The 22,581-nt window shown below is 57.3% G+C and carries 17 protein-coding genes and 2 pseudogenes; 6 read left to right on the plus strand and 13 right to left on the minus strand.

Annotated features, from left to right (window positions below; all coding sequences use genetic code 11):
- Window positions 1–32: 32 nt before the first annotated feature.
- From RIB44_17395 to RIB44_17410, 4 genes and pseudogenes are all read right to left on the minus strand, one after another.
- Window positions 33–725 carry a CHRD domain-containing protein gene (locus tag RIB44_17395; protein ID MEQ8618350.1) on the minus strand — a complete coding sequence of 231 codons (693 nt, stop codon included), beginning with the start codon at window positions 723–725 and terminating at the stop codon, window positions 33–35.
- A 28-nt stretch (window positions 726–753) separates the two neighbouring features.
- Window positions 754–1,674 carry a hypothetical protein gene (locus tag RIB44_17400; GenBank protein ID MEQ8618351.1) on the minus strand — a complete coding sequence of 307 codons (921 nt, stop codon included), beginning with the start codon at window positions 1,672–1,674 and terminating at the stop codon, window positions 754–756.
- Window positions 1,675–1,692: 18 nt separating this feature from the next.
- Window positions 1,693–2,127 (minus strand): hypothetical protein, encoded by a 435-nt coding sequence (locus RIB44_17405; GenBank protein ID MEQ8618352.1) that lies wholly within the window; start codon window positions 2,125–2,127, stop codon window positions 1,693–1,695.
- Window positions 2,113–2,424 (minus strand): annotated as a pseudogene (locus tag RIB44_17410) (DUF1559 domain-containing protein). Before RIB44_17410 ends, RIB44_17405 begins: the two are co-directional and overlap by 15 nt.
- A gap of 300 nt (window positions 2,425–2,724) precedes the next feature.
- On the opposite strand from RIB44_17410, the gene RIB44_17415 reads away from it, so the two are divergent.
- Entirely contained in the window at window positions 2,725–3,792 is a 1,068-nt protein-coding gene (locus RIB44_17415) for a superoxide dismutase [Ni] (protein ID MEQ8618353.1), read from the plus strand.
- A 200-nt stretch (window positions 3,793–3,992) separates the two neighbouring features.
- The gene (locus tag RIB44_17420) at window positions 3,993–4,799 is read left to right on the plus strand and encodes a hypothetical protein (protein ID MEQ8618354.1); all 807 of its coding nucleotides are present in this window, start codon (window positions 3,993–3,995) and stop codon (window positions 4,797–4,799) included.
- A 5-nt stretch (window positions 4,800–4,804) separates the two neighbouring features.
- On the opposite strand, the gene RIB44_17425 is transcribed toward RIB44_17420, so the two are convergent.
- Complete coding sequence (locus tag RIB44_17425; GenBank protein ID MEQ8618355.1) at window positions 4,805–5,707, minus strand: hypothetical protein; 903 nt, start codon at window positions 5,705–5,707, stop codon at window positions 4,805–4,807.
- A gap of 391 nt (window positions 5,708–6,098) precedes the next feature.
- Between RIB44_17425 and RIB44_17430 the strand changes: the two genes are divergently transcribed.
- Window positions 6,099–6,386 carry a hypothetical protein gene (locus RIB44_17430; protein ID MEQ8618356.1) on the plus strand — a complete coding sequence of 96 codons (288 nt, stop codon included), beginning with the start codon at window positions 6,099–6,101 and terminating at the stop codon, window positions 6,384–6,386.
- A 63-nt stretch (window positions 6,387–6,449) separates the two neighbouring features.
- On the opposite strand, the pseudogene ilvC reads toward RIB44_17430, so the two are convergent.
- From ilvC to RIB44_17445, 3 genes and pseudogenes are all read right to left on the minus strand, one after another.
- Window positions 6,450–7,472, minus strand: a pseudogene (gene ilvC, locus RIB44_17435) (ketol-acid reductoisomerase).
- A 113-nt stretch (window positions 7,473–7,585) separates the two neighbouring features.
- Window positions 7,586–8,089, minus strand: a complete 504-nt coding sequence (ilvN, locus tag RIB44_17440; GenBank protein ID MEQ8618357.1) for an acetolactate synthase small subunit — start codon at window positions 8,087–8,089, stop codon at window positions 7,586–7,588.
- Between the two features lie 861 nt (window positions 8,090–8,950).
- Window positions 8,951–9,208 (minus strand): hypothetical protein, encoded by a 258-nt coding sequence (locus RIB44_17445; protein ID MEQ8618358.1) that lies wholly within the window; start codon window positions 9,206–9,208, stop codon window positions 8,951–8,953.
- Between the two features lie 503 nt (window positions 9,209–9,711).
- On the opposite strand from RIB44_17445, the gene uvrA reads away from it, so the two are divergent.
- Window positions 9,712–12,579, plus strand: coding sequence for an excinuclease ABC subunit UvrA (gene uvrA / locus RIB44_17450; protein ID MEQ8618359.1), 2,868 nt, complete (start codon window positions 9,712–9,714; stop codon window positions 12,577–12,579).
- Between the two features lie 483 nt (window positions 12,580–13,062).
- Here uvrA and RIB44_17455 read toward each other — a convergent pair whose 3' ends face one another.
- The 4 genes from RIB44_17455 to RIB44_17470 all read right to left on the minus strand — a co-directional run bounded on the left by RIB44_17455 (window position 13,063) and on the right by RIB44_17470 (window position 19,367).
- Window positions 13,063–13,845, minus strand: a complete 783-nt coding sequence (locus RIB44_17455; protein MEQ8618360.1) for a hypothetical protein — start codon at window positions 13,843–13,845, stop codon at window positions 13,063–13,065.
- Between the two features lie 78 nt (window positions 13,846–13,923).
- Window positions 13,924–15,489: a porin gene (locus RIB44_17460; GenBank protein ID MEQ8618361.1), complete on the minus strand. Its 1,566-nt coding sequence runs from the start codon at window positions 15,487–15,489 to the stop codon at window positions 13,924–13,926.
- A gap of 305 nt (window positions 15,490–15,794) precedes the next feature.
- The gene (fadA, locus tag RIB44_17465) at window positions 15,795–16,955 is read right to left on the minus strand and encodes an acetyl-CoA C-acyltransferase FadA (GenBank protein MEQ8618362.1); all 1,161 of its coding nucleotides are present in this window, start codon (window positions 16,953–16,955) and stop codon (window positions 15,795–15,797) included.
- 228 nt (window positions 16,956–17,183) lie between these two features.
- A complete protein-coding gene (locus RIB44_17470) occupies window positions 17,184–19,367 on the minus strand; it encodes a 3-hydroxyacyl-CoA dehydrogenase NAD-binding domain-containing protein (GenBank protein ID MEQ8618363.1) in 2,184 nt (727 codons plus the stop codon).
- Between the two features lie 88 nt (window positions 19,368–19,455).
- On the opposite strand from RIB44_17470, the gene RIB44_17475 reads away from it, so the two are divergent.
- Window positions 19,456–20,016: a DUF4430 domain-containing protein gene (locus tag RIB44_17475; GenBank protein MEQ8618364.1), complete on the plus strand. Its 561-nt coding sequence runs from the start codon at window positions 19,456–19,458 to the stop codon at window positions 20,014–20,016.
- A 65-nt stretch (window positions 20,017–20,081) separates the two neighbouring features.
- On the plus strand, window positions 20,082–20,621 hold the full coding sequence (locus RIB44_17480; protein ID MEQ8618365.1) for a DUF6580 family putative transport protein: 540 nt from the start codon (window positions 20,082–20,084) through the stop codon (window positions 20,619–20,621).
- A gap of 125 nt (window positions 20,622–20,746) precedes the next feature.
- On the opposite strand, the gene RIB44_17485 is transcribed toward RIB44_17480, so the two are convergent.
- Entirely contained in the window at window positions 20,747–22,210 is a 1,464-nt protein-coding gene (locus RIB44_17485) for a hypothetical protein (protein ID MEQ8618366.1), read from the minus strand.
- Window positions 22,211–22,581 lie beyond the last annotated feature (371 nt).

The raw sequence follows: 22,581 nt of genomic DNA on the forward strand, positions 1-22,581 counted from the left end.
GAGCTACGCCTCGCCAGGCTTCTGGCATGCCCTTACTTTCTGCGTTTGGTACCAATCCAACCAATCGCCAAAAGCCCGAGCACAACAGCGTTCGGCTCAGGCACCGCCGTCAGAAAGCCACCAATGGTGATCCCACCAGGCAGCACGCCAGGGGCGCTGTTGCTGGTGTGGATCATCAGGTAATAGTTGCCTGCTTTCAGTCGATCAATCACGTCGGGGGCTGAGACAGCAAACGTGTCGCCGAGTGACATCATGGGGTTGGACACGGCGTCGGAATCTTCCCACAGGCCGCTGAGAGTTCCTGCAACGGGGTCGGTCACTAGGTCATCATCGTCGTCACCATCGCGGGGAACGCCGAAAATGTTCAGAACGTGCTGAGTGCCGCCTGTGTTGACGTCGACCTTCGAGCCACCATTAGCGGCGATGTTGTCGGTGATATCGTGGACGTGAATCGCCGTGACGTTATCGTCGAGGCTGGATGATTGGAAGCCGTCTAGATCTAAACCTTCGAGCTGAATCGAGTAGCTGACGGTTGGTTCGCCCATGCCTCCCGTTGCCGGTTCGGAAAGCACAAACGTGGCAGAAGCGGTGGCTGGGAATGCGGGGGCGGAGACTCCTCCAAGCCGAACCGTCGTGAAGTCAAGCTCTGCCGTGAAAGTGGTGACGGTTTGTGCTGAAGCGGCTGAGGTCAGCAAAAGAACGGATAGGACTAAAAGGTAACGCATCTTGAAAACCCTCTCTGAGAAATAATCGTTAATTAAAAATGGTGCGAGAACGACGCCAAGTCATTAGCGTGCTCGCGAGAAATAAAAAGCAACTAAGAGCTGCTGGCTCAGGGACCGCGACCAAAGAAACAGGTGGTGCGGTCACCGTGCCAAACTGTTGTTGCCATGTTAAAAGGTCGGAACCATCGACCCAGTCGTCATCGTTTCCATCGGCAGGCTCGATAGGACCCGTTTGGCCGAAACCGTTCTGCCAAAGGGTTAAGTCGCTGCCATCGACCTCGAAATCGTTGTTGAAGTCAGCAATCCCCAGCCCAATCAGTTCAGCCCGCAACTCCCCGATAGCAGCCAGTCGCTGGGCTAACGTCCAGGTTCCACTGGGATCGTAAACTAGCGGAAAGAGGAACGTGTCAGAACGCTCGAGTCCACTACCGTGCAGTCTTAGTGGAACGCCATAGATCCCGGGTGCTGACCCAGATGCCAGCTCAAAGAACCCATCCGCGTGCCACTGCGGCGCTCCCGTGTAGGTCCCCCAGACCATCCCAACCTTTCTTGCAGAGGTCTGGTTGATCGCGTAGTCCGTCACGGGGCTACTCACCGGGTTACCAAGGCTATCGAACGCTGGATTCTCGAAGGTTAGTTCAGCGGTCGTTGTGGTTGGGCCGGTTCCATTCCAATAGAGCAAAGGTCCGACGGCTTCCAATTCGAAGGTCGTTCCCGTGCTGACGCCATTGACCGGAAACGTGACCCCAAATCCTGGAGAGTCCGTGAAGATCAAAGTCGCAAAGTTGTCGAGCAATGCAAAGTTGTTATTCACTTGCGGAAGCAACTGCTGCGTCACGGGATCGACGCGAATGTCGATCGGTGTTTCGTGTGCGAAACAACTCGCCGAACGAGCAGCAACCATGATCAACAATGTCGCTACGAAATATCTTCGTTGATCCCTACTCATCTGTGATTCCTCCTCTCTTTAGAAAGACTCACCCTGGCCTGGTGCAGCAAAGTTGAAGCCCGTTTCTGCCCAGTTACGGACGGTGGCTTCAGGGATCGCCTTCACGTGGCCGTCGACATACAGGTAGTTAGCAATATCACCGGCATGACGGTCGGGTTGGATCTCGGCAATCATACGAGGCCAAGTTCGGCCTCTCTCGACGTTGCGTGGACTGAACCACACGCTGCCGGGATGGGCGTGATCCAGGAGTTCCAGCGCTGCGTTGCTCACCACTTCGGTCTTGCGATAATCCGAACCCTCGAAAGCAAGAATGGTCTGCGAAGTCGCCTTCAACTGGTCGATGCGTTCCACCGAATCGGGTCCTGGCAATGCCAAGTACTCGCTCATCAAATAGCTGGTACTTCGATGCTTCAGCCAGACCTCACGGTGAGGATCGTCTGGACAGACGCGCATCCGATCCACGTTTTCTAAGTAAGGACTGGTGGAATAGACCCAGGACTGGGTTTCCCCTTCGTGCGAAGTTCGCGGGAAGCGCCCATTATGTGAGTCGATATACATCATCATCGCCAAGCCAAGTTGATGCAGGTTGTTCGCACATTGCGCACGCCGAGCGCTCGCTCGTGCCGCCTGCACCGCAGGCAACAGCAAGCCGATCAGCACGCCAATAATGGCGATGACCACCAACAACTCGACGAGCGTGAACCCCCGCGAACCCGAAGGTCGCAGGGTCCGAACTCGTTCGATTTGCATTCTTACTCCAAGGAGAGCAACAAGATTGCAGAGATCGAAGCCACAGACGCCATCGCGCAAAGCTTGCGCAACGGAGCTAGGACTTCATGCCAGAGAAAATACCGCGACTAGCAGCCCCGCGGTGGCGGCGTAGGTGGAGCAAAAGAAGGAGAACACACCGCTTGCGGCTTAGCCGTCACAACCGCTTCCACATTCCTTTCAAAAGAAACGAGCACCAAAGGCGGTGGCGGCGCGAGCGTAATCGACTGTGAAGCGAACGAAATCCCTTGGCATTGGAGTGCCTTCAGCACGACAACGCGTTTGTCATTTTTCTTCGGCGTCGGCGACTTCGCAACACGCTTCGGTGAGCAGCAGCTCGCTTGTTTTGAACAGCAACTGCGAGAGGTCGAGCAGCACGCTGGCCGTGGCGTCTCTTTGACGGCCGCCAAGACAAAAGCCGGTGGCGTCACACCTTCGCGACGCGCCCACGCGAGCCGTTCACTCAGCGAATGGCAGCAGCAATTGCTCCAGCAATGCTGCGCTGATTTGCACCCGCAAGGACAGTTCTCACAAGGAAACCGCTCCCCCGCCACTTGTGGCTTAGCCGTCTCCCCCGTCGGCAACGGCACCCCCAGCGCTACGGTGGCGAACCAGCCGATCAGCAGAAGACAAAAAAGTCGCCGTAGCATGTGTGGAGATGGGAGTGGGGAGTTCAGGCGAGGTGACTTGGGCAAAGTCAAACAGTCATCCTATTCCAACTGGCCACTTACGCAAGCAGCGGGGATCGATTTTGGCAGTTTGACCTTGCTAACGAGGGGTGCTACGTTGAATCGCCATGAGGCTGCCGCCAGCCGAGACACAAGCTCCCCGCTCGACCAAGGAGAAACCACGATGAAAACCAAACTCACGAGAACTTTGCTAGCCGCAGGCATGATTGCCGTCACAGCCGCCCCGCTCGCCTACGTTTACGCCCACTGCGAAGTCCCCTGCGGCGTCTACGACGACGATCGCCGCTTCACGGACATGCGCGAGGACCAGACCACGATCGCCAAGTGCATTGCGAATATTGGTGAGTTAGCAGGCACGCACGATGCCAACGGCCACAATCAACTCGCGCGTTGGGTAGCGACCAAAGAAGATCACGCAACGCGGACACAACACACGATCGCCCAGTACTTTATGACCCAACGAATCAAAGCGGACGATCCGAAGTACGTCGACAAGCTCACCAAGGCCCACGCCGTGATGGTAGCAGCCATGAAGTGCAAGCAAGCTGCTGACCCCGCTACGGCTGAGGCTCTTAGCAAAGCGATCAATGCATTTGAAGTCGCCTACCACGGCCACTCACATGCCGATGGCCATGGCCACGACGATCACGGAGATCACTAGTTTCAGCCCTTAGCTGCTAGCAGGTTTGATCTGTCATTTAGCCGCGGTGCTTGCACCGCGGTTTTTTCATACGCATTTCCGGCAGTCGAACCTTTCATCTCAACCCCTCGTACAAGAGGTCGTAAAACAAATCGGTTCGCTACCGCAAGGCGAACATTGTCGCACGGCTACCAACAGGACCGCGGTAAGCTTGTGCCTCGATGAAAACGTCGCTCGCGATGCCCGCTGTCACAATTCCAGGTCGCCTTCGACCCTTGGTTCTGGCCTGTGTCCTCTTCGTTCCTGTTTCTGCGATCGCCGGCCCGCCACGTCTGGAATTCGATTTCGGTCGTGCAGTTGCCTGCCAGGTCTTGCCGACAGATCTTGAATCCGAAGACTTCGCTGAAGAGAAGCTGATCCAATTCTCGCTCCCCATCTCCGTGCAGCTTCTGTCAGGTGATATTGCTCAGGCAGAAGCGATTCGCATCGAACTGACCGATCATGATAAGCGCATGCTGGTCCACGATTTTGCGCCACAGACACGGCTAGAAAGCCAGCACACCGAGGCAATCTTGCGGACCGAATCGACAGAGGATAGCCATTCCTTGAGCGCCACTTTGGGTGGTGAGGCACCGGTCCCTGTGGGAGACTTGGTCGCTCACGTGACGCCTTCAGTGAGTGGTGCCCTTGGAAAACGCGACGCGGTCACGCAGACCGAGCGGCTTTTACCACCGAAGCAGGTGGTGGTCGCTAGCGGGACGAAGCACAACCGGCACGGAGTGTTCTTTCAGCTTCGCCCCACTCCGCAAACGACACTCGAAGGCCAGCATGAGGTGACGGTCACCCTGCGTGTCTCCAAGCGATGGCGAGGGGACACACTTCGTGTCGAGCTATCGGCTCAAGGAAACGAAAAGTTTCTGTGGATGGAGCGCGAGACGACTTTCGCGAAAAAAACGGCTGATATCGCGCTCTACCTCACGGGCGATCGTGAAGCGCGCCTGGCGGCTGAACAGTTTCTGAGGCAGTAGCTCTTCTAGCGCCGACGTCGAAAACCCTGAGCAAGCCCCACGGCCCAACATGCCAGTAGGGCAGAGCTTGGTGAGGGTACTGTTGCCACCTCTGGTGCAGGCTCGGGGCTGAATTGTTGCTGCCAAAGCAAGTAGTCGGAGCCATCAATTGCGAAGTTAGCGTTGAAGTCGCCATTGGCCGCGATCGAAAAACCAATTCCGCCAAAAGTGTCTTCCCAAAGATCGAGATCTTCACCATCGACGAAGGAGTCCCCGCTCGTATCAGCGGCGACACTGACCGCGAGACTTCCTCCCACGGAGCCCGAGGAGCTGCCCAAGGCAAAGGTCTCGCTGGAGGTCGTAGCACTCAGGGCGTAACTGCCTTGTGCGAGGAAGAACGAGCGATACTGTTCGTCACCCGTTGAAGATCCGAACAGCACGACCGGAGAGTTTGGGAATTGAGTATTGATAAGCTGCAAGGATGCTTCCCCACCATCCGATTGACTGACCGTTGCAATCATCGTGACGCGGTGTGCTGTGTCGGTTTCGAAAAGCTGCTCGAACGAGGCGGACGAGGAGACACGAGGCTCATTCGGGGGGTCGCTCTGCCCGTTGGTGCTCGAAGTGGAAGTGGCTGAGAACTCGAAGAGTGCTCCGTTGCCACCCGAATTACTTAGCGTTGGAATCACGCTAGAGGCTGCCCGGTCGATAACGCCTCCGCCGAAGGCTTGCAAACTGAGGTCGTTGCCGCTGAGGTCGCTGACCAGTTCGTTTTGGCTGTCGCCTGGAACCGATGCTGCGATTTCGCCGTTAATGCTTGAGAAGCTGACCCCCGCTTGAGTATCGGAGGAAACGATCGCGAAAAGGGTTACAGAAAATGTTACGAAAAGCTGCCGTTGCAGGTTGCTGAGAAGCCCGTCTTGTTGCATGAGTCATCCGCCGTGTCAGGGAAGTTGAAGCAAACTGATGATACGTAGCTCCTTCCTGCTGTCTCGCCTCATCCCTGGGCGCGTTCCGTATTGTAGCTAGTTGCTCTACGGCACGCCACAATCTTGACCCTCTTAGGTTTGTGCGATCACCACGCAGCGATCTTAATCGAGACAAGCGTCATCGAAATGTAGGCGCATTCTCTGCGGCTGTCATTGGTCGCCATTGCCGAGAGCTTGGCCTAAGTTGTTGTGGCTTAGTCGTTTAAGAGGATCGGCTAGAACGGTACTGAAGGTGTGGCGCAATCATTGCCTCTGAGTGATCGGAACAAGATAAGACCTGCAAGGATGGCGGACCCACAGAGAATCGGCACAGAGAAACAGAGTTACTCCTATGTTAATCCCCATCGCAGCCGCCAGCGGCGGCATCATCGGCTGGCTTGTCGGCCTGGTTTGGCTCGGCAACCGCGGCAAGTCGAGCAGTGTCGCCGTCGGCGTTTTTGGAGCCTTGCTGGGGCTAGTGACGCAACTTTGGCTGCGTGGTACCACGCTCAGCGGGAGCACTCTCATTAGTAACCTGCCAGCAGCAATCGTCGGAGCCACCTTGCTCTTGGTGCTGTGGACGATCGCTCAACGGCTGTTTTTGGCTAAGCCGCAAGCGGTACGTGAGAGTGAATCCTAACGATGTGTTCCCTTTCCTGCTTGCGGGAGAGGGCTAGCATGAGGGCGCGAATATCAGTCGCCCTCAGTCGACTTCCTTCTCGTCGATCCACGACATCATCTTGCGGAGCTCTTTGCCCACTTTTTCGACGCCGTGCTGGCGTTCCAAGCGTCGGCGAGCCTTGAATCCGGGAGCCCCCGCCTTGTTCTCCAGAATCCAGTTCCGAGCGAAGGTGCCGTCTTGGATTTCTTTCAGCACCTTCTTCATTTCCGCCTTCGTCTCGTCGGTGACGATTCGCGGGCCCGTTGAGTAGTCGCCGTACTCGGCGGTGTTGCTCACGCTGTAACGCATGTAGCTCAGGCCGCCTTGGTAGAAGAGGTCAACGATCAGCTTCAGTTCGTGCATGCACTCGAAGTAAGCCATCTCAGGCTGGTAGCCCGCTTCGACAAGTGTCTCGAAACCGGCCTTCACGAGCTCAGCGGCTCCGCCACAAAGGACGGCCTGCTCGCCGAACAAGTCGGTCTCGGTCTCTTCAGCAAACGTAGTCTGAATAATGCCGGCACGCCCTCCACCGACGCCTGAGGCGTAGGCCAAACCGATGGCTTTGGTCTCCGGGCTGTGATCTTCTTCCAGGGCAATCAAGCAAGGAACACCACCACCGGCGACGAATTCACTACGGACCAAGTGGCCGGGGCCTTTGGGAGCGACCAGCAGCAACTCGACGCCCTCGGGCGGCTCGACCTGGCCGAAATGCACGTTAAAACCGTGCGAACACATCAGGATGTTGCCTGGAGAGAGGTTGTCGCGAATCTCGTTTCGGTACACATCCGCCTGCACTTCGTCTGGCAGCAGGATGTTGACGACGTCACCCTTTTTGGTCGCCTCGGCGGCACTCATCGGCTCGAAGCCGTGGCTGACGGCCAAGTCGTAATTCGGCCCGCCAGGACGCTGGCCAACGATCACGTTGACGCCACTCTCACGCAAGTTCTGCGAGTGGGCGTGGCCCTGTGAGCCGTAGCCGATAATGGCCACGGTCTTGCCCTCAAGGGCCTTCATGTCAGCGTCTTTGTCATAGTAAACCGTAGCGGCCATCGGTGAGTTTCCTTGAGTGAGGTTTCTGTGTTATCTGTAGGCCGGAGTGAGCGACAGCGAACTCCGGCGTCTTGTTGTATTTGGTATCGCATGCCGGAGTTCGCTAAAGCTCACTCCAGCCTACTTGGCTATTCCTGAGCTTCGCCGTTGTGACGATTCACACCTCGCACCATTGCGATGCGTCCCGTGCGGGCAAGCTCGGTGATGCCGAAGGGTCGCATGAGGTCGATGAACGCCTCGATCTTCTTCTCAGGACCGGAGATTTCCACGACGACATTCTCGGGCCCGACGTCGACGACTTTGCCGCGGAAGATCGAGCACAGCTCGTGAATCTCCGCCCGCTGCGCGTCCTTCGCCGCCACCTTGATGAGCATGAGATCGCGCTCGACATAGTCCTGGGCGCTGATGTCGTCGACCTTCACAACAGTGACGATCTTCTCCAGTTGCTTCCGCACCTGATCCAGCACGCTATCGTCCCCCCGGACCACAAAGGTCATGCGGGAGAGACTTTTGTCCTCGGTCTCACCGACCGCCAAAGAATCGAGGTTGTACCCGCGCGAGGCGAGCATGCCCGAAACGTGCGAAAGCACACCCGGGACGTTTTGGACGAGGGCAGAGATAACGTGTCGCATGGTGGGGTGGACCTCAGGGGAGGCCGTCAGGTTCGCCAGTCGTAAGGACCGGATAGGGCGGAAAAACCGAACCTTAGATGATAACTAGCAGGGATTGGGGCGACAACCGGCGGGAAAAGCCCTAAGCGTCAGCGCCGGGATCTCCCGGCTCTAACGCAGAGGGCTTTACTGGGAAAGTTGCAAGTGAGTAGCTATGATGCCCATGGAGTCTCAACGCCATGAAATACGCCGTCATCGTCGAAAAGGGTGAATCGAGCTGGGGAGCCGATTTCCCCGAACTACTCGGTTGCGTCGCCGCCGCGGACTCGCGCGCGAGAAAGTGCTTGAACTGATCCGCGAGGCGGTTGAGTTTCACTCGAAGGGCTCAAGGAGAATGGCTAGGACGTTCCTGAGCCGCATTCGTTTAGTGAATTGGTTGAGGTTGGGGCTGCGTAGGACAGTAGCTGAATCAGTTCGGAGATCAAACCTCGAACTTTTCTAGTTTAGGCCGATCACATGGCGAGCAGTTGGAAAGGTTATCGATCAATCACCGTTAACGATCTTCGTTTTCGCTGGCTTTGTGGATTCCATTATCCTGCGGAGATGGGCTCCGTCGGGTTTGCGAAAAATGGTGCTAATTGGCCTCCAGACACACTCTTGGTTCGTTTGGAATCATCGCCGCACAAAACTTTGACTGTCTGCTGGAAAGCTTGTAGGGGACCATTTGTCACGCCAAGTCTTGTTCGCAAACTAATAGAAAAAGCAATCGCGAAAAAGTGGCCCAGTGAGTTATCGGAACTGTGTCTTGACGGCGAGGCTGAAGGAATAAGTCACAGATGCTAGCGGGTAGCCGCGATAGTCGACCGCACAAGCCGTAGCACCCTAAGCCACAATCGCTTCCCGCAACATCTCGACCTTGGCAACCGCAAACCCTGCTCGCTCCACGTCCCCAACGGCTGAAGCAATGGCAGCGTGCATCGAATCGCCGCCTCGCTCGAACAGCAGTTCCATGCCTTCATCGTGCCCGCGTATTGAGGCGTCAGCGCAACCCGCTTCGCCCAACGCGTCGGTGGCGTCCAGGATTTCTTCGTGGGTCATCGGAGGCGAAGTCACGATGACGCTGAATCGAAAATCGCTCATGGGTTGGTTCTCCAAATAACGCTTCAGTTTAGCTCCGAAGGAGCGACGCTACGATAGCCCGGGGTGTAGCAACGGTGAGCGACAGCGAACCTTGCGGAACCCCGGGTTAGGATTCCATTGTACGAGCGACCGAGCGAAAAGCGTTGCGCGCGTGACAAGCATTGTTGAGGTCGCAAAGAGCCGGGACTGTACGTGCCCAGTTTCGGCCTCGGGTCGTTGCTAGCGGTTGGCGACCGACTTGCTCGGCCGATATTGTAGGTTGCCCTCTGACCCAGGGCTGCGACCACACTCGCTGTCGCTCGCGATGGTCTTGCCCCTGGGCTAGTATAGTGGCGCCCCTTCGGGGCTGACGTGTGCTTGCCCGAAGCCCTGGCACCGCGCGAGGCGTAGCTCGCGGGCTAGCTTGGCGATCTCTTCTCCTCCGCAGCCCATTTCCCTTCCGCCCTCTCCCATGCTAGGCTGAACTGTTTGCCCAATCCCCAAAGTTGCTCGTCTAGCACTTTATGTCCGCGATTGCCCTCCCAAAGCAGCAAGAACCCTCGGCCCCTGCGCCCTCTGCCGGGGACATCCGCATCCGCGGAGCGCGGACGCACAATCTTAAGAACATCGATCTCAACATCCCGCAGCGGAAGCTGGTCGTCATCACCGGACTGAGCGGTTCGGGCAAAAGTTCGCTCGCCTTCGATACCCTGCTGGCCGAGGGGCAACGGCAGTACATTGAGTCGCTGTCCGTCTACGCGCGGCAGTTCTTCAACCAGATGCAGCGGCCCGATGTCGATGTGATCGAGGGGCTGCAGCCGACGATTGCCATTGACCAGCACGCCGGGAGCGCCAACCCGCGGAGTACGGTGGCGACCGTGACGGAGATCTATGATTTCTTGCGCGTGCTGATGGCCCGCACGGCGGATGTTGCTTGCCCGGAATGTGGCCTGCCGATTTCTCAGCAGTCAGCGGGCGAGATCCAGGAAGCGATCGAGGCCCTGCCGCTCGACACGAAGGTGATGATCCTCGCCCCGATGGTGCGGGGGCGAAAAGGGAAGCATGCCGACGTGATGGAGCGTATCCGCAAGGAAGGCTTCGTGCGGGTGCGGATTGATGGAGTGACTTACGAGGTCGAGGACGCGCCCGAGCTGACGGCCCAAAAGCCGCACGATATTGAGGCGGTCGTGGATCGGGTGATCGTGCGCGAGGGACTGGAGAATCGCCTCGCCGAATCGGTCCGCCTCGCACTGAAGCACGGCGAGGGCGCGTTACGGATCACCTACCTCACGCCGCTGGACAAGGTGCAGGCAAATGGCTCTAGCACTAAAGAAGTCACCGCGGAAAACGGCTGGCGGGAGCGCGTGTACAGCACGCAGTACGCTTGCCCCGACTGCAAGTTGAGCCTCGCCGAAGTCGAGCCCCGTACGTTTAGCTTCAACAGCCCCTACGGTGCCTGCGAGGAGTGCGAGGGGCTCGCCGCACGGGAAGCGTTTGACCCTGAGTTGGTGATTCCAGACCTAAGTCTTTCACTGGCCGACGGGGCGATTGCTCCCTGGCACGGCTCGACGGCTGCAGCACGGAAGAAGCAGGCAAAGCTGCTCGGACCGCTGCTCAATAAGCACAAGGTGCTGCAAGACACGCCGCTAGAAAAATGGTCCGCCAAGGCACGCGAACAACTACTACATGGCGACAACGGCAAGTTTGTGGGTTTGCTGAAACACCTCGAAATGGACTACGCCGCGGCGAAGCGGGAGAGCGTTCGAGAGAAGCTCGCCGAGTTCCGCGGCGTCACACCCTGCCCTGCTTGCGAAGGTTCTCGTCTGCAGCCCGAAGCGCGTTCTTGCCGGCTGGGCGGCCTAGCGATTCACGAAATCGTCCGAATGACCGTCGAGCAGGCACTCGCGTATTTCGAGTCCCTGCAGTTTCCGCCAACGCAGCAGCCAATCGGCGAGCCGTTGGTCACAGAGATCGTCAAGCGACTCACGTTTCTGCTCAAGGTGGGCGTCGACTATCTCACGCTCGATCGCCCCGCGGATACGCTCAGCGGTGGCGAACGGCAGCGGGTTCGTTTGGCCACAGGGATTGGCTCGGGACTGGTTGGCGTGCTCTATGTCTTGGACGAACCGTCCATCGGCTTGCATCCCCGAGACAACGCACGGCTGATCGAAGCGTTGCGCGAACTGCAACAGCAAGGCAACACCGTGCTGGTGGTCGAGCACGACGAAGAACTGATGCGGGCCGCCGATTGGCTGATCGACATTGGCCCAGGGGCGGGCACGCAAGGCGGCACGATCGTCGCGGAAGGAACCCCCGAGGAGGTTGCCTCCAACGAAAGTTCGATCACGGGTGGCTATCTCTCGCAGAGGTTGCGGATCGAGCCGCCTGCCAAACGGCGCAAAGCAGTAAAGTCGCGGACCGTACATCTGGAAGGGGCCTCGCTTAACAATTTGCAGAACGTCAAGTTCGACATGCCCTTGGGGCTCTTGCATTGTGTGACCGGCGTGAGCGGTTCAGGGAAAAGCTCGCTGGTAATCGACACCGTCGCAAAGGCACTTGCTAACAAGCTCAACGGCGCGAGCCAACGGCCAGGGCCCTACAAGAAACTTCAAGGCGTGAGCAAACTCACGCGGCTGATCCATGTCGACCAGTCGCCGATCGGTCGCACGCCACGCAGCAACCCGGCCACGTTCACAGGCATTTTCGACGAGATCCGTCGCATTTTTGCCGGGACGAAACACTCGAAGCAACTCGGCTACAAACTGGGGCGGTTCAGCTTCAACACGAAGGGTGGGCGTTGCGAGCATTGCCAAGGACAAGGCGTCGAACGTGTCGAGATGCGTTTCTTGCCCGACTTGTTCGTGACCTGTCCCGTCTGCTACGGCAAACAGTTCAACCGGCAAACCCTAGCGGTCCGCTATCGTGAGAAATCAATCGCCGACGTCCTGGCGATGAGCATCGAGGAAGCGGTTGGTTTTTTCGAGAACCACGAGGCCGTCCACAAGATGCTCACCAGCTTGGTTGACGTAGGCCTCGGCTATTTGACGCTCGGTCAGCGAAGTACAACCCTCTCAGGCGGCGAGGCCCAACGGATCAAATTGGCCGCGGAGCTGGGGCGGCCCTCCAATGGCCACACGCTCTACATTCTCGACGAGCCGACCACCGGCCTGCACGCGGCAGACATTGATCGCTTGCTCAAAGTCCTGCACGGCTTAGTCGATCTTGGCCACACGGTGCTGGTGATCGAACACCACACCGACGTTATCCGCAACGCCGACTGGGTGACCGACCTTGGTCCCGAAGGGGGCGCCGAGGGAGGTCGGATTCTTGCAGCCGGGACGCCCGAAGATATTGCGGAGTGCGAGGAGAGCTTCACCGGGCAGTGGTTATAGCGTGAACCGCGTGAAAATTCTCCGCAGGAATTTCCCCGAAGGGGATACGCAACATAGCCCAGGGTTGGTCAACAGCGAGCCTAAGCGAGCTTTTGGCCTACCCTGGGTAATAGAGTCGATAGAATTCATCGACCGAGCGGAAATGCGTGTGTACCGAATACTCATGATCGAGGTCGAAAATCCTTAAGGTCGACCTCGGCCTATTACGACCTCGTTCTACCGCCGTCGGTATTCTATCCGATTTGTTCGGTCGTTCTGTTGGTGGTTACATGGACCCAGGGTAGGCCCACACTCGCTGTCGCTCGCGATGGGCCAACCCTGGGCTACGATGCGTAACGCCTTCGGCGTATCTTGATGGACTCAGCGTATTCTAAACGACGCTCGTTCTATCTCGTCACGAACTTGAAATGTGAAAAGCCTCACGCGTTAAGTAACGCGCGAGGCTTGGGTTCTACTCGTATTGATTTTCACGTTGTTTCACCGTTACCGGTGAAACCACTTACTGAACTTCGCCACCGCGCTCTCTTTCTTGGGTGTGGCTTTCTTTGGAGCTTGCTCAGTTTCCTCAGTCACAGTCTCTTCCGCTGAGGCAGTCACGACATCGGCGGCTTTGGCCGTTGCCGCACAACAACCCCCTTCACAGCAAGCATCGTCGCAACCACAGGCGGGTTCTTCACAGCATCCATCACAGCAACCGCTGGCACAGCCGCAGCCCGAGCCTTTACCGCAGCACCCGCAGCAGCCCTTCTTGACGGCTTTCCATTTGGTAACGCACTCTTCGCACTTGTACTTTTCTTTTTCAAGCACGTTGATGCAGCGGACCTTGCCGCATTTCAGACCGAACAGACTGAAGCCCGACGAGCACCCACAGGAGCTGCAGCCATCACACCCGCCGCCACAGCACGTGTCCCCGCAACAAGTATCACAGTCCGCATCGCAGCAGCCCTCATCACAGCACTTTTTGCCACACTTATCCTTACGGCACTCCCAAGGCCAGCGCCACGGTGGCACACAAACAGGCTCCGCACAGACGTTGTAGCAGTGCTTCTCGACCTCTTCTTTCTTGGTTTCGCTTTCGCACTTGTAGCAGTCAGGATCGCAAACGCAGGTGGCTCGCTTACCAACTTTGGCTTTCGCTTTGCAGCATTCGCAGGGATCAACGCAGCACGGTTCTTCACACCCACAACTGCTTTCGCCCGCTTGGGCCGGCAAGTTCGTTGCGAAGAGCAACGTCGCTACCAACAGGGCCAGGGATATCTCTTGCATGGGAATCGTCCTCCAAGGAACGGTTAGGTTATGTGTTTAGCCGCGACGCTCGCGTCGCGCTGTGGTTGGGCACGTTGGTTAAAAGTCCACCATGAAACGCGCCCCTAGGATCGAGTAAGCTCCAGGCACGCCGAAACCGGCCTCGGCGGTGTCTTCGATCTCACCGTAGATGGCATTGAACTGCATGCGAGCATAGGGGCTCCAGTACCAGTTCAGCCCCAGCGTGTGGCTGTTGCCGATACCGCCGTTGATATCTTGGTCGTTGAAGTTGGCGTAGCTGTAGCGGTAAGCCAGTTGCCACGCGCCCCAGCCACCACGGACACCGTCGCAGCAGGTATCAACGAGGAAGAAGTTCTCAAACGGCTTGATCCGCCCGAGAGTACCGCTCTTGCGTTCCCAAGGCATGTGTTCGCCAGTCAGGAAGTAGGCGATGTAGACGTAACCGCCATGCAAGAAAACTTCGCTCGCCTCGCGGCGTTGGAGCCAGAGGTTTTGGTACTCGCCGACAATCTGCACGGGACCGAAGTTCCAGACGTTTTCCGCACCGACCAACTGATAGTCGTCCGCACCGTCGATGCGCCCCGTGTTCAACCAACGGTTGGTCGAGCGAGCTTCAGGACGATGCCGGAAACGGGCTTCATTGTCAGCACGTCCATCAATGCCGCTGCCATCGGGGTTGGCGAAGGTGCTGCTCACCGCCCAGTGACCGTAGCCACGTCCGCCGGAGGATTCGTCGTACCACCAGGTGTTCGCCAAACGCCCAGCGAACTCCATCTGCCAGTGATCGCTGACGTAGTTGCCTTCGTCCTGAATCAGGCGTTGGTTGAACACACCGTAGCGCCAGTTCCAGGCTTGGTCGTCGGAGAGGCCGTACGATTGCAGACCCCAGCGACGTGCATCTTGGTTGAAACTTTCGATCACGAAAGGACGTTCCAAGAACACGTTGTAACGGCTACTGTTGAGGTGATCCAAACCGTAAGGACGCTTTTGGTTACCCAGTAGCACGGTGTGGAACACCGGCAAGTCATTCCAGCCGAGGTAAGCATCGCGGAATTCGCTGTCGTTACCGCCGGCGAATTCCATTTCGATTTTGTATTCCATGTTGGCGGCAAGCTTGCCCTTCACGCCAAAACGCATCCGGCGGAAGCCAACGCGGTCTTGCGGCGTGACGTTGGGGTCGCCACTCTCAAGAATATTCACGCCTAGCGAGTCACCCGGGAAGCTCCACATATCGGCGTGGATACGACCGTTCACCTTCATCGTGGCATCGCCATGACCGCTGAAGGCAGTGACCTTCATCTTCTTCTTGAGGTCGTTGTAGTTGTCCGAAAGTTTGCTGTAGTCTTCCTCAAGATCGCCGTAGTTCTCTTCGAGCTTTTCAAGGCGTTTAATGACATCTGATTTTTCATCCTCTTCGTCGCCTTCATCCTCGTCGGCGTCTGCCTCAGCGAGGTAATAGTTGTAATGAGCTGCCTGGGCGACCACAGGGTCTGCCGTTGCCGTGTCGATTGGTGGCAACGGCTCCGCGGCCGAGAGAAACCCAACGATCAGCAATTGGCTTAACATTGCCAAGCTGACCAGCACAATCAGTCGTCGGCGTTGCCACCACAGACTTGCTTGCGTGCATCTTTCAGAAGTACTCATCAGAAGTGTTGCTCCATCCTTGGAGAAGTAAAAACCATCGCAGTCGCCCCCTTCGGGCCACTCCGCCTTGTCGCGTCGCCTCGATCTTACAACCTGGTTCTGGTTATGAGGCTCTTGGCGATTGTGTGCCGTGCGCGGATCGTGCGCTCTGCAAGCACCGCACCGGCTATGCAGATAGTTTCGGCAGGCCGGATATGTAGAAAATGTTAAGAATGACGCCTGTGCGGCCAGTGCGAGCAGCTAGCACTAGGTGCGACCGCGATAATCGGCAAGGTTTATCGGCGGCTCGGCATTTGAGACCCGAGCTACACCCGCTCAACCACGGTCGCAATCCCTTGCCCAATGCCGATGCACATGGTCGCCAAGCCAAACTGAGCATCGCTGCGGGCGAGCATCGCATGGACAAGCGTCGTGGCAATCCGCGCCCCGCTGGCACCAAGCGGGTGACCGATCGCGAGTGAGCCACCGCGGACGTTGAGCTTCGCCTGATCAATGTCGAGCATCTGCACGCAGGCTAGAGTCTGGGCGGCGAAAGCTTCGTTCAGTTCGATCAGGTCGATGTCAGCGAGCGAGAGGCCGGCGCGCTTGAGTGCCTTTTGCGTCGCGGGGACGGGGCCCGTGCCCATCACCGCGGGGTCGACACCGGCTACCGCGGTTGCGCGGATTCTCGCGATGGGGTTTAGGCCGAGTTCTTTCGCTCGCTCTTCGCTCATCACCAGCATCGCGGCGGCACCGTCGTTTAGGGGTGAACTATTTCCTGCGGTGACCGTACCGATGCCGGGCATAAAAGCTGGCTTTAGCGCAGCGAGTTGCTCCAGATTCGTATCGGGGCGAATGCACTGGTCGGTCTTCACTTCAACGCGCTCGCCCGCTTCGTTGCGACCCCAGACGGGGATGATCTCCGCATCGAACTCACCCGCTTCGGTCGCTGCCGCGGCCTTTTGATGGCTGGCCAGCGCGAATTCGTCTTGAGCCTCTCGGGTGATTCCCTGCGACTGGGCGAGGAACTCGGCCGTGTAACCCATGTGTAGCGCGCCCTTGCTGGTGGCGTGGAACAGCTTGGGGTTAAAGTCGACTCCGTGGTCCATCGGCAGATGGTGCATGTGTTCTAAGCCGCCAACGATCTGCACGTCTTCGCCACCCGCGGCAATGGAGTGCGCTGCCTGATTAAGTGCCTGCAAGCTGCTACCGCACAGACGATTGACGGTCGCCCCAGCAACGCTGGAAGGCAAGCCGGCCACCAGTGAAACAATCCGCCCGACGTTGAAGCCTTGCTCTTTGGTCTGCTGCGTGTTGCCGAGGACCACGTCTTCAATCATCGCAGGGTCGATCCCGGTGCGCTCGATTAGCGCACGTACGACGGCAGCGGCCAGATCGTCGGAGCGGACGTCGCGAAACGCGCCGCGTTCGGGATGGGCACGGCCAATAGCGGTTCGACAGCAATCAACAATGACAGCGGTTTTCATAGATCATTCACTTCTAGGATTGGAAACCACAATGGTTTGAACCACGGAGCGGTATTTACTTGAATTGGGGAGAACACGGAGGAAGAAAACAAATCGAATGTAATCGTTGCGATCTAAGGCTAAAAAACACTCACTAATTCCTCCTCTTTGCTTATGTGAAGCATCACTCACTGTGCATAGAGAAGCCGTCTCAGCGATTCTCTCCGTGTCCTCCGTGCCCTCTGTGGTTCAAAAAAAAATGGGATAGAACCTTCCATCCTCTGCTGCGGATTGCAGCAGGGCGGTTGGCTCGTATCTTTTGCCTAGTGACTTGTAGGGTTCAAGCTGTTCGAGAATCCTCGCCGGGCCGACTTGGTCTGCCCAGAACAAGAGACCTCCTTTGAACGGCGGGAAGCCGATGCCGAAGATCAACGCGAGGTCGACATCCTGAACGCTGTTGGCCACGCCGTCTTCGAGGACACGTGTCGCTTCAAGCAGCATCGGTAGCATCAAACGCTCCGTTAGTTCCTTGGAGCTAAAGTCTTTTGATTCTTTTACATGCTTGGCAATGATTCCCTCGGCCGTCTCGCTGGGCGTCTTCTTCCCTTTTTTGGCAGGTGGGTAATCGAAGAAGCCTTGGCCGTTTTTCTTTCCTTTGCGGTCTGACTCGACCATCGCTGGCAGAATTGACGAGGGCTCGACGCGGTCTGGGAATGCCGCGTGCATCACGCCGCCGGCGTGAATGGCTACGTCGAGGCCCACGGTGTCGTACAGTTCAATGGGACCCATGGGCATTCCAAACGCTTTGGCAGCACGATCGACCGCTTTGATCGAGGCACCTTCTTCAAGCAGCAGCAGCGCCTCGTTCATGTAAGGCAGTAGCACGCGGTTCACGAGGAAGCCGGGGCCATCGTTCACCACAACGGGCGACTTGCCGAGACGTTTCGCATAGGCGACGGCAGTGGCGATGGTTTGGTCGGTGGTTTTTTCTCCGCGGATTACTTCAACCAGCGGCATACGTCGCACAGGGTTGAAGAAATGGAGACCGCAGAACTGGCCGGGGTGCTTAAGCACCCCGGCCAAAGTGGTCACGGGGATCGTCGACGTGTTCGTGCAGAGGATCGCTTTTTCGCCCAAGTGCGGTTCGAGCCGTTTGTAGAGCTCGTGCTTCGCCTCTTTGTTTTCATAAATCGCTTCGATCACGATGTCTGCAGCGGCGATCTCCTCATCTTGTAGCGTACCGTTGATCAGCGGCGTGAATTCGAGAGCTTTCGTGACATCGGGGCCTTTTGTTTTTTTGTTGAAGCTCACTTCGGTGAGCACGCCTTTCACGCCGCGCCCGACAGCTTCGGCAGAAACGTCGCCCAGAGCCGTGGGGATACCGCGTTTGACATTCGCCGTAGCAATGCCTTGCCCCATGATGCCGGCGCCCACGACTGCGGCGGTACTGATCTCCTGAGGTTCAGCATCACTACCCGTCTGCTTCTTGTTCGCGTCCCGCAGGAAGAAAACATTCAGCAGCGCGCGATTCACCGGCGATCCGAAGACCTGTGTGAATCCTTCGGCCTCCATTTGGCACGCAGCCTCAACATCAACGCCTGCCGCTCCGAGCATGACTTCCAGCGCCGCCAAGGGTGCCGGGTAATGCCCTTTGGTTTGTTGCTGGATGTAGGCACTGGCCGTAGCACCGAGGAAGCCAAGTTCCGTCTCGCTTAGGCCTCCATTACGACCTTCTCCGTCTTGGGCAGCAATTGGAGCTGCCCAGCAGTCGCGATCCTTGAGGTAGTCTTTGGCCTTCGCTTCATAATGAACCATGCGGAGCGCTGCATCGAGCAACTGATCGCTCGCGGAAACAACATCTTGAGCCAAACCCATCGCGTGGGCAGCCTCAGCGCCGATTCCCTCACCGCTGGTCACCAGTTCTAAGGCGTTGGCTAGGCCGACAATCCTGGGTGTGCGGGCAGTCCCGCCCCAGCCTGGGAAGAGGCCCAGCTTGACCTCGGGGAAGGCGTAGTTGGTCTTCTCATTGTCAACGAGGATTCGTCGGTCACACCATATGGCCAGTTCGGCCCCGCCACCGAAGCAGACACCGTCGATGGCGGCGACTGTCACAAACGGAACTTTCGAGAGACGCCCAAACAACTCTTGCCCGCGACGAGCAACCTTGGCGACTTCTTCCGCGGGAAGATCAATATCTGCGACGAACTCTTTTAGGTCGGCTCCGGCAATGAAATTGCCTGGCTTGGTGGAGCGAATAATGAGGCCAACGATGTTCTCGTTCGCTTCCAGTCCGTTGAGATGATTCTCAAAATCGTTCAGCACGCTCTGCGAGAGGACGTTGGCGCCCTTGTTGGGGTCGTTGATCGTCAGAATGGCGATCTCGCCTGCTTCATCTTGAACAGCTTCGAGAGATAATATCGAGTTCTCGGACATCGCGACTCTTTTTCTTGTAGATGAGTAAGCACTGCGGCTGAGAATGTTTACTAGCTCTTAGAGATTCGCATTTGCTACACTGCATTCTATGTCAGAGAGAGAAAACAGCCCACCCGAACCTCATGCTGCCGCCTCGGAAATCGATAGTCCCGACGATCACGGACTCATCGGCAAGAACGATGGCCCTTGGTGGATGTATCCGCTGGTGCTTGTGGGCGCACTTGCGATCGTCGGCTTATTGGCCGAACGAGCCAATCGTCCCCCGATGCCCGAAGGAACAAGTCTTGCCGAATGGACACCTCTGGAACCTGCCGATAACAAGCCTGTCGCGGAGACGGTCAAGCTGACAATCGACTTTGGTAATGGTGCCACACGCTCATTCGAGAAGCTTCCCTGGAACGAGGGAATGACCGTCGCTGACCTAATGCAAGCCGCCAAAGAGTTTCGCCCGGGGATTCGTTATGAGGCCAAAGGGGAAGGAAAGACCGCCTTTCTTGATTCGCTCGAAGGAGTCGCCGGTGGTGGCGTTAACGAGCGGAACTGGCTATACCGCGTGAATGGGGAGCATGCGAAAAAGAGCTACGGCGTTTTCGAGCTTCAGCCAGGAGATGAGGTGCTCTGGATTTACGAGCGGGGGGAAGGCGAGTAGAATTGGCCGCTTGCGTCTTACGCCGCTAACGGTTGCTACTCACCCCTAGCCCCCTATTCCCTCATATGAACCGCGACACACTCCGAGATCTGATTGTCTTCACACTGCTGCTCACGATTGGCGTCGTTGGCCGTTGGGCCCAGCCTGCTTGGAATTTCACGCCGTTGGCAGCTGTCGCGATGATGGGAGGGTATTACTTCCGGTCCCTGTTGCCGGCCCTGCTGTTGCCGCTTGGAGTGCTTGCCGTGAGCGACCTCACGTTGCTGGCCCACAATAGCTTGGCGGTGCAGTTATCGGTTTACTTGGCTGTCTGTGTACCTTGGATGTTCGGACGGTCACTGCGGAACAAAGAGAACTATCGAACTCTCTTCGCACTGGGTGGTGGAGTCGCCTCCTCATTGGCCTTCTTCGTTGTTACGAATTTGGCAGTGTGGGCAGCTCATAATTACTATCCGCACACCTGGGCCGGATTGGTCGAATGCTACGTCGCCGCTGTGCCGTTCTTCCGCACGATGCTTGCCGGGGACATTTTCTATGTCAGCATTTTGTTTGGCGGACTAAGCTTGGCCGAGCAGCTCTCAGCACGGAGAGTCGAGGCAAAGTAACACCACGCTCCGTGTGGTCGATCTCTCGAACAGCTTTTCATTGCGAGGGAGTCCGCCAGCGCTCGAATGAAGCAGCTAACGTATCCCGGCTGAGGGTCTCTCCACGCGGAGCGTGGAGTTACGATTCATCCTGCGGCTTCAACCGGTTCATCCTCAGCGGCTGGTTCCTCGAAGGCGTCTGCTGCGGCCGGCTTTTCTGCAGCTGCGTCGCCGGGCTGCATCGCAGCTGCTAGTCTCGTGATTTCGTCGGAGAGGGAAATCACGCTTGTGGCAATGTTCACAATGCTGGCGTCTTTATCCACGGCGTTATCCGAGAGCGTGTTAAGTGGGTCGACCAGTGGTTGAAGCTGCTGACTTGCTTCGGGCGAAGCTTTGGCGACTTGCTCCATGCCGTCAATGAGCCCGTTGATGCGATCAACCAAACGGCGCAGTTCGTAAGTGTTTTCCTTTTTTCGGCTGGTACCGCCGAAACCGCCACCGTAGCCACCACCGAATTCACCACCCCCATAGCCCCCCCCATACTCGCCACCACCATATCCGCCCCTGCCGCCACCAAAACCACCAGCGCGACGATCATCAAGGCCCAGTTCCTTCTTGCGGAATTTCTTGGCGAGTTTGGCTTCGCTCTCCATGACACGCTTGGCCAAATTGACCAGGGCAATGGTGGTGGGTTGAACTTCGAGGTTGGCGACGCCCTCAAGCTTCAAGTCGCCCAAGAGTGAAGCCGCGTAGCAGCGATCGTTGAGTTGCATCTCTGGATCGGCAACGAGCGAAGTGACCGCATCCAGAACGGTTTGATTGGCCGACTTCTCAAACTGGGTGACCAACACATGAGCTGCGAGGCAGCGGATCCAAGCGTGGACATCTTTCTTGACGCCTTCGGCTGGCTCCTTTTGGTCGATGATTTTCATCGCGGCTAGCGTGACACGATCGTTGAGGGCCTCTTCGATCCCAAAGCGTGCATGTCGCTGCAAGCCAACCAAGGCCCCTACCTTCGCCGAGGCAGGGATCATGACGGCCTTGTCCCCTTTGCCGAGTGAATCCTTCTCAAGAAGAATCAACAGAACGTTGGTCCCCTTCTTCCAAGGCACCGGCGGTTTTCCGCCGCGTCCGGCTGTGCCAGCAACTTCGTCAAGCATACCAATCAACAGAACGGCGTTGTAGCGGACTGCCGGATGGTAGTTCCCAAGGGCGATACTTCCCATCTCACGGCCTGTCAGCTCGATCAAATAATCTCGCGTGACCTTCGCTTTGGCTTGGTTGATGTAGAGCTTGAACAAGTCTTCACGAAACTCAGAAAGCTCGCCAAGCGACTTGGGATCTTGCTCGGTCATCGTAGGAAAGTAGTAGCCCTTGAAATACTTGCTGAGCATCTCTTTGTCAGCATTCGTCAGGCTATTGCCGCGCATGATCGTCGTGAGATTGCGCGTCAGCGCTTTGGCCTCTTTCTCGGTGAGGCTGGCTCGCTTCTGTTGATACCGTTGGGCCAAAGCATCCGCCGAAAAACCAACGCACAACCCGAAGGTAGCAAGGAAAATCCCGAAGCACTTCAGCGCGCTTGGAGAGACTGCTGTTTGAGGAGATCGCATCGTGATGAGCCTTCTTCTAAGTGTTCCGGAGGGCAGTGCGCGATCCTTTTCACAGACGCGAAGGTGGCCACAGAAACGGCCCGCACTGATTCAATTCCCCACCTTCACAGTACTCAGTGGGGCTCTCAGATGTCAAGCAGCGGCATGCACAGCTGCGAGCCGGGACTAACAAAAACTGCCTGAACTCCAATTCCAGGGACACGATCCGTGAGAGTCGCGAAAGTCAGTTTGGGCCACGGATTGCACGGATGAGACGGATTGTGAGGCTTGGCAGAAAATTCATAAGATGAGATCGAATTCAGACTCCATGCTTGCCGCACGGCCTGACACCTGGACCGAAACCATCAAGAATAAATCCGTGTCATCCGTGC

It is taken from the genome of Lacipirellulaceae bacterium (assembly GCA_040218535.1).
Taxonomy (GTDB): domain Bacteria; phylum Planctomycetota; class Planctomycetia; order Pirellulales; family Lacipirellulaceae; genus Adhaeretor.